The sequence below is a fragment of the Streptomyces sp. NPDC051776 genome, from assembly GCF_040681345.1.
Lineage (GTDB): Bacteria > Actinomycetota > Actinomycetes > Streptomycetales > Streptomycetaceae > Streptomyces.
The window spans coordinates 1-13,769 of the sequence record NZ_JBFAYQ010000015.1 but is presented as its reverse complement, the minus strand read 5'-3'; the positions used below and the strand labels follow the sequence as shown (position 1 = coordinate 13,769).

Here is a 13,769-nt window from a genome sequence, read left to right as displayed (position 1 = left end):
CGTTCAATACTTGTAGTTGATCAGCGCAGACGCTGACTGATGACCTTCGAGACGCCGTCACCCTGCATCGAGACGCCGTACAGCGCGTCCGCGACCTCCATGGTCCGCTTCTGATGGGTGATCACGATGAGCTGGGAACTCTCCTGCAGCTCCTCCATGATCCGGATCAGCCGCTGCAGATTGGTGTCGTCGAGGGCGGCCTCGACCTCGTCCATCACATAGAACGGGCTGGGCCTGGCCTTGAAGATGGACACCAGCATCGCCACCGCGGTCAACGACCGCTCGCCGCCCGAGAGAAGCGAGAGGCGCTTGACCTTCTTCCCCGGCGGACGCGCCTCGACGTCCACGCCTGTGGTGAGCATGTTGTCGGGGTCGGTCAGGACGAGCCGTCCCTCGCCACCCGGGAACAAACGGGAGAAAACCCCCTCGAACTCATGGGCCGTGTCCCGGTACGCCTCCGTGAAGACCTGCTCGACGCGCTCGTCGACCTCCTTCACCACCTGAAGGAGATCGGCCCGGGTCTTCTTCAGATCCTCGAGCTGCTCGCTGAGGAACTTGTGGCGTTCCTCCAGCGCCGCGAACTCCTCAAGCGCGAGCGGATTGACCTTGCCGAGCTGCTGGTACGCCCGCTCAGCCGCCTTGAGCCGCTTCTCCTGCTGGGCCCGGACATAGGGGACCTGCTGGTTGCGCGGATGCTCCGGGTCCTCGGGCAGTTCCTCGCCCTCGGCCGGCAGGGACGGCGGAACGAGCTGCTGCGGCCCGTACTCGGCGATCAGCCCGGCCGGTTCGACGCCCAGCTCCTCCAGCGCCTTCGCCTCCAGCTGCTCGATCTTCATCCGCTTCTCGGCGCCCAGCACCTCGCCCCGGTGCACCGAGTCGGTCAGCTTGTCGAGCTCCGCCTTCAGATCGCGCCCGTGGTTGCGCTCGGCGGACAGCTCCTGCTCGCGCTCCCCCTTGGCGCGCTCGGCCGCCGCGCGCTCCTCCTCGGCCCGTACGAGCGAGACCTCGACATGGGCCAGCAGCTGCCGGGCACCGTCCGCGACGGCCGAGGCGACCGCGGCCTCATGGCGCATCCGGGCCCGCCGCTGCTCCGCGCGCGCTCGCGCCTCCCGCTCGGTGCGCGCCGCCCGGTCGAGCGAATCCGCCCGTCCGGCAAGGCCCTTGACCCTCTCCTCGTGGGTACGGACCTGCAGCCGCGCCTCCATCTCCGTCTGCCGCGCGTTGGCTCCGTCGGCCGCGAGCCGGTCCCGTACGGAGGTGTCGGGCTCCTCCTCGGCCGGCGCCTCCTCGGCGGTGCGCAGCCGTTCGGCGAGCTCCTCGACCTCCTCCGTCGCCCGGACGAGGGCGCCCTCCGCCTTGGCCGCGGCAGCGGTCATGCGCTCGGCCTCGCCCGCCGCGCCGCGGGCCTGTCCGGCGAGCCGTCCGAGCGACTGGGCGACGGCCGACTTCTCCCGGTCGGCGGCGCTGCGCTGCGCGGCCAGCTCCTCGACGAGCGCGGCGCTCGCGGTGCGCCGGTCGCTCGCGCGGTGCTGCGCCTGCGCCAGCTCCTCGCACCGTACGGCCAGGTCTTCAAGCTCGGCCGCCGCCTCGTCGACGGAGGCCTGCACCTCCAGCAGGCTCGGCGCCCCGGCCGAACCGCCCTGCGCGAAGTGCGCGCCCAGCACGTCACCTTCGGCGGTGACGGCGATGAGCCCGGGGCGCGCGGCGACCAGGTCCTCGGCGTCCTCCAGGGTTCCGACGACCACCACGTCGCGCAGCAGGCGCCGCAGCGCGGGCATCAGGTCCGCGGGACCCCGGACGAGGTCATGGGCGTACGGCGGATCCCCGGCGGCACGGCCGGCTCCCGGGCCGGCCGCGCTGTCGTGCGCCGCGCCGGAGCCGCCGGGCCGCGGTACGCCGGAGCCGCCGGAGCCGCCGGAGTGCGGCATGCCGGAGCCGCTGGGCTCGGGTGCGTCCGAGCGCTGTCCGGGGAGCGCGCCCGGCTCCGCTGCCGGTCCGTCGCCCGCTGGCGCGTCCTCGGATCCGGTTGCGTCATCGTCCGTGGACCCGGCTCCGGTGTGGCGGGGCGCGGCCGGCGTCCCCTGCCCCGGCTCCCCCGGCCGGGCGAGAGGCCCGTGGCCACCGTCGTACGGCTGCTGCAGTGCCGTCGCACGGTCCCCCGGCGAGGCACCGGCAGCGGGCCCGGCCGCGGAGTCGCGCTCCGGGTCCAGGTGCCCCGTCACCGCCGGGTACGTCCTGGCATCCGCTCCGGGCGTACGGGCAGGGGCCGGGATGCCCTCGCCTCCGGTACCGCCGCGCTCGTCATCGGGGCATGCGCGGGAGGCAGCGCGGCCGTCCCCGGGCGCTTCCGGGTGGTCGTCGCCCGGAACCGTTCCGGTCCGGCCGGAAACGGACGTGACAGACTCTGCCGACTCCGCGGCGGAACCAGTGGCTCCGGCGTCCTGGGCTCCCACCCCCACCGGGTTCCCCGTAACGCCGGGCTCCGCGGCGGGACCGGGGACGCGGCCGCTTCCGGACGGCGCGGCCGCCACCGACTCGTACGCCGTCGCAACAGAACCGGGCTCCGGAACCGCGGCCAGCAGGATCGCCGCACGGCCCGCGTCCTGCTTCCGGAGAAGGCGGATGGCGTCGGCGGCGGTGGCAGGGTCGGCGACCGCGACGGCATCGGCGGCAGCGCCCAGGGCAGCGGCTGCGGGTACTTCGTAGCCGGGCGTGACGGTCAGCAGTTCGGCGGCGGGGCCCAGAAGGCCGCTCAGCCGGTCGGCGGCGGCCAGCAGCGCGCCCGTACCGTCCTTGCGGCGCAGCCCCATGGCCAGGGCGTCGTGCCGGGCCGAGGTCGCCGCGCGCCTGCGCTCGGCCGCGGTGGCCGCCTCGCGCGCCTCGCTCAGCGCGGTCTCGGCCGCGGCCAGCTCACGCTTGGCCTGTTCGTGACGCTCGGCCAACTGGGCGTCGCCCACGTCCAGTCCATCGACCTCGGCCTTGAGCTGCTCGTACTCCTCCTGGGCCGCCACCGCGCGCTCCTGCGCCTCGTCGCGGGCGCTCGCCAGCCGGTCGATCTCGGCCTGGGCGGAACCCGCCCGGCTACGGGCGGCGTTGACCTGACCGTGGAGCCGCGCGAGACCCTCGCGGCGGTCGGCGATGGCGCGGGCGACGTCCTTCAGACGCCGCTCCTCCATTGCCAACTCGCGCTCCAGTTCGGCCCGATGGGCGACCGTGTCGTCCAGGGCCCGGGTCGCGGCCTCCAGCGCGGCCTCCAGTTCCGCCTCCTGCTCGCGGATCCTCGCGGCCTCGCGCTCCAGGTCCTCGGGGTCCCGGCCGCGTCGCTCCTCCGGGGGCGCGGAGGTCGCGCTCTTCACACGGGCGTCCGCGAGGCTGATCGTGCCGCGCACCCGCTCGGCGAGCTGCGACAGCTCGTACCAGGTCTGCTGCGCCTGCTGGAGCCGCGGGGTGAGTCGGCGCACCTCGTCCTCGAGGGCGGACTCGCGCTGCGACGCAGCGCGCAGCTCGGACTCCGCGGCCTCCTTCCGCTCCTTGAGCGCGGCCTCGTCGGCGACCTCGGCGCGCAGCGCCTCGCGCAGCGTCACCAGGTCGTCGGCCAGCAGCCGCAGCCGCGCGTCGCGGAGGTCGGCCTGGATGACGGCGGCCCGTCGGGCCACCGCGGCCTGCCGGCCCAGCGGCTTGAGCTGCCGCCGCAGCTCGTCGGTGAGGTCCTGGACACGCGCGAGGTTGGCCTGCATCGCGTCCAGCTTCCGGAGCGCCTTCTCCTTGCGCTTGCGGTGTTTGAGGACGCCCGCCGCCTCCTCGATGAAAGCCCTGCGGCCCATCGGGTCGGCGTGCAGGACGGAGTCGAGCTGGCCCTGACCCACGATCACGTGCATCTCACGGCCGATACCCGAGTCGGAGAGCAGCTCCTGGATGTCCAGGAGCCGGCAGGTGTCCCCGTTGATCTGGTACTCGCTGCCACCGTTGCGGAACATGATCCGCGTGATGGTCACTTCGGCGTAGTCGATGGGCAGGGCGCCGTCGGCATTGTCGATCGTGAGGGACACCTCGGCGCGCCCGAGCGGCGGCCGGCCGGTGGTCCCGGCGAAGATCACGTCCTCCATCTTGCCGCCGCGCAGCGACTTCGCACCTTGTTCGCCCATGACCCAGGACAGGGCGTCCACGACATTGGACTTACCCGAGCCGTTCGGGCCCACGACACAGGTGATGCCGGGCTCGAATCTCAGCGTCGTGGCCGACGCGAAGGATTTGAACCCGCGCAGGGTCAGGCTCTTGAGGTGCACGCCGTCGGACTCTACCTTTGCGCTCGGGTGTCTCCGGAGAGTTTCACCGGAGGATACGCAGGGCACATCAGTCGGTAAGGGAGGCGCCCTACGGATGCCGGGCGGAAAGGAAAGAAGGGACGCCGAAGCGTCCCTTGCAGATTCTCAAGCGGCTGACGTTGCAGCCCGACCGGCCGATGGTGATGGCTGGGGTCAGGTCAGCGCAGGCTCCGCCTTGGGTACGTCGATGTCGATGCCGTCAAGCAGCGAGTCGCCCTGGTGCGCGGCAGCCGCGAGCGCGTCGTTCTCGGCCTGGATCCGTACAAGCTCGGATTCGAGGTCCTGTACACGCTGCTGCAGCCGTCGCATCTCGGCGAGGAGTCGCGGGTCGGATCCGCCGACGTAACCGAGAAGCGCCTTTGCCATGATGGATGGTCCTCCACAATGAGTGACCGACCGAAGCGGTGTGGGTCGTGAGGGAATGTCGCACCCGCGATGTCTGCCATCACCGTTGTTCTCAATGTCAAACAGGTAGGGTGCGCGGGGATTCCAGCGTCTCACCAAAAGGTTGGACGGTCAACACGATCACACGCCGTAGGCCCGGGCGGCCCGGTGGCGCGCGGCGGCTGCATGCGCGGCGCTGCTCACTCCAGGAGGCCCGTGGCGCTTGGAGATCATCCTTACGGCCGCAGCTTTCCATGACGGCGCGTTCTTGGCAACCACCAGGTCACCCCGCCCCCGCGCACATGACAGCAGCACTTCGGAGCGCGGTCGGCGCCCGTACGCGAGGGGTCGGAGCGCGGAGTCGGTCACCGGATCTCGAAGCCCTCGTATCCACCCCGCGGGGCGTCCCAGATATCCGTCACTCCGCTGACCTGCCCGGGCGTGTCGCCGACGCGGAGCCAATCCAGCAGTTTCTCGCAGCCCTCTCGTGAGCCCTCGGCGACCACCTGGACGCGACCGTCGTAGAGGTTCGAGGCGAACCCCGAGAGGCCACCGATCCCGAGAGCCTCCGCTCGGGTGAACCAGCGGAAGCCGACGCCCTGAACACGGCCACGGACCCACGCAGTGAGCCGGACATCTTCGCTCATGTCACCACGCTAACCGGCCATTTACTCGAGAAGCACTCCGACCCCACCCGTGATGGCGTACAGTGCCCCGCAATTGAAAGGCTCACTCATCCGAGTGAAACATGGTGTCTCCAACGCATGTGGAGGAAGGCAGCGATGGGCCGCCACCGACGCACTGCTTCCGCGCCCCCACCGAGGAACGGCGCCGGTCGGCACCGAGGTGCACGCCGGAGCTATGCACCAGTCCGGACGGGTCTCCTCGGCGCTTCGGCCGCCATGGCCGTGGGAGCCGTGGCCATGGCCTCCGGGCTGATGCCGGGAGGCGACGATTACACGGTCGGCGGTGCCGTCGGCAAGGGCACCCAGGTGGAGACCGGGGGCATACCCGGCTTCGACCCGCAGGGCACCGCATCATCGACCCCCACGGGCCGCCCCTCGAGCCCGATCGGACGCGGCAGCGATCCGACGGGCCCGCCGAGCTCGATCCCGTCCCGGTCGCACCAACCGGAGAAACCCTCCGAACCTTCGCAGCGGCCGTCCGGCTCTTCGGACGACGACAGCAAGCCGTCCGCACCCCGCCCGCCCAAGGGCAAGCAGGAGAAGCCCGGACGCGTGCCCGGCTCGACGGAATCGGAGTCCTCCGCCGAGGCCAAGGTGCTGCGCCTGGTCAACAAGGAGCGGAAGGAGGCCGGTTGCCGCCCGGTGAAGCGTGACAAGGACCTCGCGGATCTTGCCGAGGCCTTCAGCGAGGACATGGCCGACCGCGACTTCTTCGACCACACCGACCCCGACGGCGAGAATCCCTGGGACCGTGCGGACGTGCTCGGGATCATCGGACTGGGCGGCGAGAACATCGCCCGCGGCCAGCAGGACGCCGAAGCGGTCGTGGACGCCTGGATGGCGAGCCCCGGCCACCGGGCCAACATCCTCAACTGCGACTACAAGAAGATGGGCGTGGGCGCGCAGTTCGGTGAGGGCGGCCCCTGGTGGACGCAGGACTTCGGCTTCTGAGGCAGCCGCAGGTCAGGGGGCGTGCCCGACGAGTCGGGCCGCCTCCGGGCCCCGGTGGGTGAGGACTGCACACCCCCGGGTGCGCGGTCAATGGCGGCGCGCGGGTCCGTCGTTCGTCAGCTGCCGGAACGGTCGAGGCGAGACCTGGGGGGCGCCTCGGGGAGGCGCATGCGGCGCCCGTGCGTGCTCGACCTCGGAGAACCGGCCCGTCAGCCCCCCGGCTTCCCTGCCGTCACGGCGCGGCACCGTGGCCCGGCCGGGGCAGGCGGCCCGCGCCGCGCGGACGGCGCGGCACCGTGGCCCGCCACAGGCGTACGCAGGACAGCAGCGTCGCCGCGAGCAGCAGGCCGTCCCGCACGACCACCACGGCGGTTCCCTGCCATGAACCGCCCACCACGGCACTGAAGAACAGCGGATAGTCGATGGTGGTCACCGCGGCCACGAGGAGCAGCAGCACGGCCACCGGGCGCTGCGTGGTCCGCTCCACCGTCAGGCACACCGCGGCCAGCCCGATCAGCCAGATCAGATATTGCGGGCTGATCACCCGGCTCGTGGTGGTGAAGAGGAGTACGGCGGCCAGCGCGGCATCGTAGGGCGTGGCATCGGTCCAGCGGCGTGCCCGCACACGCCATAGCAGCAGCCAGGCGAAGGCGGCGGCGGTGAGCAGCAGCGACGCCGCCGCGACCGAGGAGACATACGGGCCGACGAACTCGAACGAGCCGTACTGGTGCTTCACCTCCCCCGGCCATCCGAACAGGCGCGCCGCATGCAGCACTGCGCCGCCCATCGACTCGATCTCCACGCCGCGCTCCTGCTGGGCGAAGAGGAAGGCGAACGCGCCCCGGAACGCGGTCGCGAGCATCAGGAGCAGGACTCCGGCGGACGCGGTGAGCGCGAGCCAGGCCCCGCGCGTCGTACGACCCCGTGGCGTGCCGAGCACGGTCAGCACCGGCCACACCTTGATCACGGCGGCGAGGCCGACCAGTGTGCCGCCCAGGCGCGGGCGCGTCGGCAGCGCGAGCAGGGCGAGGACGGCGAGTCCGGTGACCAGGACGTCGTAACGGGCGAAGGGCAGACTCAGCAGCAGCGGCAGGGCGAGCGCCCACATCCAGGCCCCGGCCGGGCTGCGTCCGCGGCCGCGGTGCACGGCCAGCACCAGCGCCAGCAGGACCACCGCGTCGGAGACGAGCATGAGCAGCACGAAGGCCTGGAGGTAGCTGATCCGGGGGACCAGGCCCGGCGCGATCATGACGAACGCGGCGCCCGGCGGGTACTGCCAGCTCACGTCCCCGATGGGGAACGATCCGCCGCGGAGCTGCTCGTCCCACCGGCGGTAGAGCACATGGACCTCTGCCGCGATGTGGTCGTGCCCCTGGCGCAGCAGGGCGAGCATCAGCAGCCGGGAGGCGCTCCAGTACGCGACGAGGATCAGCCAGTCACGCGGCCAGGTCCGCGGCCGGTACCAGCGGAGCCGGCTGCCCGGCGCGCCGGGCAGCGGGGCGAGGCGGACCTCCTTCGGCGCCGACGGCGGGGCGGTGTCGCGCACCTTGCTGGGCTCTTCCAGTCCGACCGCCGTGGGCACTTCCGTCACCATCGCCTCCGCGTACACCGATGAGGATTCGTGAGGATCCCTGAACAGAAATAGGACAAACCTCACTGAATATAGGCAATTAGCGACTTTGGTTGGTTCACGCGCGCCGGGGCGGCGAGATACGCAGGGGCGCGCGTGCCAGGGCCTGTTCGAGAGGCCATGAGAGCCCGGGCGCTCAGCGCGGGGCGAGCGTTCTGCGGGCCGGGGGGCGCTGGCAGCGGGGGCAGTAATAGCTGGACCGGTTCATCCAGGGACGGCGCCGGATCGGGGTGCCGCAGCGGCGGCAGGGCTCGTCCTCGCGGCCGTACGCGTCCAGGGAGCGGTCGAAGTAGCCGGATTCGCCGTTCACATTGACGTAGAGACTGTCGAAGCTGGTGCCCCCGACGGCGAGGGCCGCGTTCAGCACATCCCGTATGTGGCCGAGCAGTTCGGTGCTCCGGGGCCGGGTCATGGTCGCCGTCGGCCGGTCGTAGTGCAACTTGGACCGCCACAGGGCCTCGTCGGCGTAGATGTTGCCGACACCGCTGATGAGGGACTGGTCGACGAGCGCCCGCTTGACCGTGGTACGACGGCGGCGCAGCGCCGCGTGGAAGGCGGACTCGTCGAAGGCGGGGTCGAGCGGGTCGCGGGCGATGTGGACGATGGCGTCCGGGAGCCCGTCCGGCGACCCCGGCACCTGGGCGTGCAGGGACAGACCGCCGAACGTCCGCTGGTCGACGAAGCGCAGCTCCGTTCCCGCGGCGTCGGCGAAGCGGAAGCGGATGCGCAGATGGGTCTCGTCAAGGGCGTCCTCGGGCTGGACGAGCAGCTGACCGCTCATGCCGAGGTGACCGAGGACCGAGGTTCCGGTGGACTCGACGGGCAGCCAGAGGTACTTGCCCCGGCGGTGGGCCGGGCCGAAGGTGGCGCCGACGAGCCGGTCGGCGAAGTCGGCGGGACCGGCCAGATGGCGGCGGATCGCGCGGGCGTGCCGCACCTCGACGGAGGCGATGGTGCGGCCGGACACCCAGCGGTCCAGGCCGCGTCGGACCACCTCGACTTCGGGCAGCTCTGGCACGGGGGCTCCTCCGGGAGGTTCGGCGGACACGGTTGCGCCCAAGGTCATTCCCGCGGGCACCGCGCGGACACGTCCGCGGCCACACCGGTCGGAGTGTGGTGCCCCACGCTCCGCGCCGGACGGCGACCGTTGACGCTACTGGGCCCCGACGCCGTACGCGGTACGCCCCGAGGCGCGGGAGACCGAGCGGGCCGAGCGACGGCCCGCGACCGCTCGCGCCGCGGCCCGCATACGGACCGGCCCACGGGAGAAGCCTTCGTGACGCTTCCGCCCGGCCCGCGAAGGCCGGGCGGACGGTGCGTCAGCCCGCCGAGTGGTCGGCGTTGGCGCGGGAGCCCTTGGCGCCGCCGTCGGCGGCTGCCTGGGCCTTCCCGTTGCCGGAAGCACCTTCCGCTTCGGCCTTCGCCTTGGCCGCGGCGTCCGCGGCCTCGCGGATCGCGCGCCAGGCGGTCTCCGCCGCCTGCTGCTCGGCTTCCTTCTTGCTGCGGCCGGTGCCGGTGCCGTACGCGACACCACCGACGCGGGCGGCAGCCGTGAAGGTCTTCTCGTGGTCGGGCCCGGTCTCGGTGACCAGGTACTCGGGGACCCCGAGGCCCTCGGTTGCGGTCAGCTCCTGGAGACTGGTCTTCCAGTCCAGGCCCGCTCCCAGGTTGGAGGACTTCTCGATCAGCGGGTCGAAGAGCCGGTGCACCAGCTCCGCGGCCGCGTCGAGACCCCGGTCCAGATAGACGGCCCCGATCACCGCTTCCAGGGTGTCCGCGAGGATCGACGCCTTGTCCCGGCCTCCCGTGCCCTCTTCGCCCCTCCCGAGCCGGATGAACGAGCCCAGCTCCAGGCCACGGCCGACCCCCGCGAGCGCGCGCGAGTTGACCACCGCGGCCCGCAGCTTGGCCAGCTGGCCCTCGGGCAGGTCGGGGTGGATGCGGTACAGCGTGTCCGTGACCACCAGTCCGAGCACGGAGTCCCCGAGGAACTCCAGCCGCTCATTGGTGGGCAGACCGCCGTTCTCGTACGCGTAGGAGCGGTGGGTCAGCGCACGCACCAGAAGGGCGGACTCGAGCCGATACCCGAGCCGCCCTTCCAGGAGCGCATGGGACGAGGCCTTGTCTGCCTGAGCCTTTTTCGGCTTGCTGGCGTCCGACATGAAGCCTGTCACCCGCCGTTCAGACCTCGAGGACCTGGCGGCGGTTGTAGGTGCCGCAGCTCGGGCACGCGATGTGCTGCTGCTTCGGCTCGTGGCAGCGCTCGCACGCCACCAGGGTGGGGACCGCAGCCTTCCACTGCGACCGGCGGTGACGCGTGTTGCTGCGCGACATCTTCCGCTTGGGAACGGCCACGGCTACTTCTCCTGCTTCTCGTCGACGCCCGCTTCGGCGCCGCTCATGTCGTCCTTCTCGCCGTCCTTGAGTGAATCGGCGAGTCCCTGCAGTGCCGCCCAACGGATGTCGACGGCGTCGTGGTGGTGGTCCGGGTCGTCCGCGAGCCGCGCCCCGCACTCGGGGCACAGTCCGGGGCAGTCCTCCCGGCACACCGGCTGCAGCGGAAGTGCGAGCACCACCGCGTCGCGCAGCACCGGCTCGAGGTCGAACATGCCGTCCTCGAGGAAGAGCAAGTCCTCGTCCTCGGCGTCGTCGCCGGACTCCGTCTCGCGGCTCCGGTCATCGGCGTCGGGGTAGGAGAACATCTCCTGGAAGTCCGCTTCGAGCTCTCGCTCCAGCGGCTCCAGACACCTTACGCACTCCCCCTTGAGCGGCGCACGGACGGTGCCCGTGACGAGCACCCCTTCCATGACCGACTCCAGGCGGAGGTCGAGCTCCACCGCCGCGTCGCCGGGCACCCCGATGACCTCGATGCCGAGATCTTCCGGGGCGTCGACGGAGCGGGTGAGCCGCTGAAGCGCGCCGGGACGCCGGCCCAGCTCGTGCGTGTCGAACACGAGCGGGTTGCGGTGGTCGAGGCGGGCGTTCAGGGCTTCCTGCTTTCTACGCTGCGGTGCCGGCGGCCCTGGCGCCCGGAGTGACCTCCGGATGAGTGCGGGCAGCCGTGATCGCGGACGTACGCGCGACCGAAGGGCCAGGATACTGGACGGGGCGCCGTGGGCCCAATCCGCCCGTTGCCAGGCGACCCACGACCCGGGCGCAGGACGGTCAGCGGCCCTGCTCGTACTGCCGGAGCTGGTCGAGGTCGATCATGCTCGTGTCGAAGAGGCTCGTCTCGTCCAGCGCGGCCGCACCCTGCGGCGCCTGAGGCTGCTGTTGCTGCTGGGCCTGCTGCTCGGCCTGCTGCTGCGCGTAGGCCGGGTCGTACCCCTGCTGGTAGCCGTACGGGTCCTGGTAGGTGCCGTACGCGTCCTGCTGCCCGTACGTCTGCTGGTAGCCGTAGGGGTCCTGCGGCTGATAGGCGGCGTAGTAGTCCTGGTGGGGCTGCATCTGGGCGGGGACCTGAGGCTGGGCCTGCGCCGCGACCTGCTGCGGTTGGGCCGGGACCTGGGCCTGCTGGGATGGATCCTGTCCGGCAAGGCCCGCCAGGTACTCGGCGTCGGAGGTCTGCGGGACCTGGGCGACACCGTCCTGTGCGGCCATGTGCGCGCCCAGCTCGTCGCTCGGCCGCTGCCCGTGCAGCTTCTGCCGGCCGCGGCCGACCGCCTCCAGCGTCTTGGACAGCACGGCCTCGAAGGCACCCAGCTTGGTGTCGACGTACGCGTCGGCGCGCTCGCGCAGGGTGGCGGGGTCCGCGCTGCGCTCGGGGGCGTCCTCGTCCTCGTAGCCCTGCTCGTCGAGGCCGGGGCCGCGGCCGAGCAGTTTCTCCCGGCCTCGGTCGACGGAACCGATGGTCTTGGTCAGGACGACCTCGAAGTTGGCCAGCTTGCTGTCGACGTAGTCGTCGGCCTCGGCGCGGATCTCCTCGGCCTCGCGGCGGGCCTCGGCCAGGATACGGTCGGCCTCCTCCTGGGACCGCAGGGCGACCTCGGTGCCGGAGACCAGCGAGCCCCGCTCGGCGTGCGCGCCCTGGATGATCCGCTCGGCCTCGGCACGGGCCTCCTCGACCATCCGGTCACGGCCGCCGAGCAGTTCCTGCGCCCGGGCGAGCGACCCCGGCAGCGCCTCGCGGACCTCTTCGAGCATGGCGAGGAGCTCGGCGCGGTTGACCACGCACGAGGCCGACATGGGCATGGACCGGGCCCTGCCGATCACCTCGACGATCTCGTCGAGTTTGTTCTGCACGTCCACCTTGGGCTTCGCCACTCTCTACCGGGATGGGTCGGGTCCTGACGACTGTACGACCACGGGGCACCCCGCCGACACCTGCTGACGGGCTGTCAGATCGGGAAGCCGTCCGGCACGTCGCCGCGCCTCGTCAGGCCTCGCGCTCGCCGAGGCGCTTGACCAGCGCCTCCAGCACCAGCGGCGGCACGAGATGGGACACGTCACCGCCCCAGGCCGCGACCTCCTTGACCAGGCTGGAGGAGAGGAAGCTGTACGTGGGATTGGTGGGGACGAAGAGGGTCTCGACGCCGGAGAGGCCGTTGTTCATCTGGGCCATCTGCAGCTCGTAGTCGAAGTCGCTGACCGCGCGGAGACCCTTGACGATCGCCGGGATGTCGCGCTGCTTGCAGAAGTCGACGAGCAGACCGTGGAAGGCCTCGACCCTGACGTTGCCGTACTCGGCGGTGACCCGCCGCAGCAGGTCGATCCGCTCGTCGACGCTGAACAGGCCCTTCTTCGACTTGTTGATCATCACGGCGACGTACACCTCGTCGTACAGCTTCGAGGCGCGGCCGATGATGTCGAGGTGTCCATTGGTGACGGGGTCGAAGGACCCCGGACAGACGGCGCGGCGCAACTGTGGTTCCTCGCTCTCCGGTCCGGTCATGACACGCGGGTTGATGTTGCTGTGGTGCGCGTCGAGGCGGCGCGACCGTACCAAAGCGTGCCCTCGCCGTAGCGACGGGCCCGCAGCCCTTCGAACCCGGCCGGCCACCGGAATTCTCCGCCTCTGGTGCTGCGCTCCACGGTGGCGAGCGCGTCACCGGCGAGCCAGCCCTCCGTACGGAGTGTGAGCAGGATCTCGCGAAGATCGTCATCCGTGACGACGTAGGGCGGGTCCAGGAACACCACGTCGTACGGATCGGCCGGAGCGGGCCCCGCGAGCAGGTGCTCGGCCCTGGCGGTGCGGACCTCGGCGCCGGGCAGGCCGATCACGCGCACGTTGTCCCGGATGACCCGGGCCGCGCGCGTATCGGCCTCCACGAGCAGCACATGCCCGGCCCCGCGGGAGAGCGCCTCCAGCCCGACGGCGCCCGATCCGCCGTAGAGGTCCAGGACCCGGGCCCCGTCCAGGTCACCGAGCAGCGACTCCCAGGTGGAGAACAGGCCCTCGCGCGCCCGGTCGGAGGTCGGGCGGGTGCCGGTGCCCGGCGGTACGGCCAGGCGGCGTCCGCCGGCAGCTCCGGCGATCACGCGGGTCATGGGCGTCCGGTCCTTCTCTTGGATGGGGCAGCGGCCCCGCACGGCCGCCGCCCTCCACGATATGGCGTCCGGCGCCGGCCGGGCCCCGCACCTCGTCCTGGTTGCGGGGTCCGGGCGGCGGCCGGGGCCGGGCCTGCCGCCGAAGTCCCGCCCGCCTTCGGGGGGACGGCGCTCCTGCGTAGACGGGCTCCGGCCCTTACGCGGCGGGCCTACTAGGGGGCGTATCCAGTTGTGATCAATCTGTGGGCTCCGCTCCCGCAGCGGGGCGGGTTCCTGTAGATCGTCATGCATGACGCAGGTGCAACT

General features: G+C 71.8%; 12 protein-coding genes. 1 reads left to right on the top strand and 11 read right to left on the bottom strand.

The window, feature by feature from the left end; translation table 11 throughout:
* Nucleotides 1-20: 20 nt before the first annotated feature.
* The 3 genes from AB0M26_RS14460 to AB0M26_RS14450 all read right to left on the bottom strand — a co-directional run bounded on the left by AB0M26_RS14460 (nucleotide 21) and on the right by AB0M26_RS14450 (nucleotide 5,356).
* Nucleotides 21-4,286: an AAA family ATPase gene (locus AB0M26_RS14460; protein ID WP_365259860.1), complete on the bottom strand. Its 4,266-nt coding sequence runs from the start codon at nucleotides 4,284-4,286 to the stop codon at nucleotides 21-23.
* A gap of 192 nt (nucleotides 4,287-4,478) precedes the next feature.
* A complete protein-coding gene (locus tag AB0M26_RS14455; RefSeq protein ID WP_365259857.1) occupies nucleotides 4,479-4,691 on the bottom strand; it encodes a hypothetical protein in 213 nt (70 codons plus the stop codon).
* 383 nt (nucleotides 4,692-5,074) lie between these two features.
* Nucleotides 5,075-5,356: an acylphosphatase gene (locus AB0M26_RS14450; protein ID WP_365259854.1), complete on the bottom strand. Its 282-nt coding sequence runs from the start codon at nucleotides 5,354-5,356 to the stop codon at nucleotides 5,075-5,077.
* Between the two features lie 276 nt (nucleotides 5,357-5,632).
* Between AB0M26_RS14450 and AB0M26_RS14445 the strand changes: the two genes are divergently transcribed.
* Nucleotides 5,633-6,346: a CAP domain-containing protein gene (locus AB0M26_RS14445; RefSeq protein ID WP_365259851.1), complete on the top strand. Its 714-nt coding sequence runs from the start codon at nucleotides 5,633-5,635 to the stop codon at nucleotides 6,344-6,346.
* Between the two features lie 232 nt (nucleotides 6,347-6,578).
* Here AB0M26_RS14445 and AB0M26_RS14440 read toward each other — a convergent pair whose 3' ends face one another.
* The 8 genes from AB0M26_RS14440 to rsmD form a co-directional block, all read right to left on the bottom strand.
* Nucleotides 6,579-7,940 carry a glycosyltransferase family 87 protein gene (locus AB0M26_RS14440; RefSeq protein WP_365259849.1) on the bottom strand — a complete coding sequence of 454 codons (1,362 nt, stop codon included), beginning with the start codon at nucleotides 7,938-7,940 and terminating at the stop codon, nucleotides 6,579-6,581.
* Nucleotides 7,941-8,112: 172 nt separating this feature from the next.
* Nucleotides 8,113-8,994, bottom strand: coding sequence for a bifunctional DNA-formamidopyrimidine glycosylase/DNA-(apurinic or apyrimidinic site) lyase (gene mutM / locus AB0M26_RS14435; protein ID WP_365259846.1), 882 nt, complete (start codon nucleotides 8,992-8,994; stop codon nucleotides 8,113-8,115).
* A 301-nt stretch (nucleotides 8,995-9,295) separates the two neighbouring features.
* Nucleotides 9,296-10,138 carry a ribonuclease III gene (rnc, locus tag AB0M26_RS14430; RefSeq protein ID WP_365259843.1) on the bottom strand — a complete coding sequence of 281 codons (843 nt, stop codon included), beginning with the start codon at nucleotides 10,136-10,138 and terminating at the stop codon, nucleotides 9,296-9,298.
* Between the two features lie 19 nt (nucleotides 10,139-10,157).
* Nucleotides 10,158-10,331 carry a 50S ribosomal protein L32 gene (gene rpmF / locus AB0M26_RS14425; RefSeq protein ID WP_009714764.1) on the bottom strand — a complete coding sequence of 58 codons (174 nt, stop codon included), beginning with the start codon at nucleotides 10,329-10,331 and terminating at the stop codon, nucleotides 10,158-10,160.
* A gap of 2 nt (nucleotides 10,332-10,333) precedes the next feature.
* Nucleotides 10,334-10,963 carry a YceD family protein gene (locus AB0M26_RS14420; protein ID WP_365260146.1) on the bottom strand — a complete coding sequence of 210 codons (630 nt, stop codon included), beginning with the start codon at nucleotides 10,961-10,963 and terminating at the stop codon, nucleotides 10,334-10,336.
* A gap of 178 nt (nucleotides 10,964-11,141) precedes the next feature.
* The gene (locus AB0M26_RS14415; protein WP_365260143.1) at nucleotides 11,142-12,224 is read right to left on the bottom strand and encodes an ATP synthase F0 subunit B; all 1,083 of its coding nucleotides are present in this window, start codon (nucleotides 12,222-12,224) and stop codon (nucleotides 11,142-11,144) included.
* 127 nt (nucleotides 12,225-12,351) lie between these two features.
* Entirely contained in the window at nucleotides 12,352-12,837 is a 486-nt protein-coding gene (gene coaD, locus AB0M26_RS14410) for a pantetheine-phosphate adenylyltransferase (RefSeq protein ID WP_365260140.1), read from the bottom strand.
* 26 nt (nucleotides 12,838-12,863) lie between these two features.
* Nucleotides 12,864-13,463 carry a 16S rRNA (guanine(966)-N(2))-methyltransferase RsmD gene (rsmD, locus tag AB0M26_RS14405; protein ID WP_365259839.1) on the bottom strand — a complete coding sequence of 200 codons (600 nt, stop codon included), beginning with the start codon at nucleotides 13,461-13,463 and terminating at the stop codon, nucleotides 12,864-12,866.
* Nucleotides 13,464-13,769 lie beyond the last annotated feature (306 nt).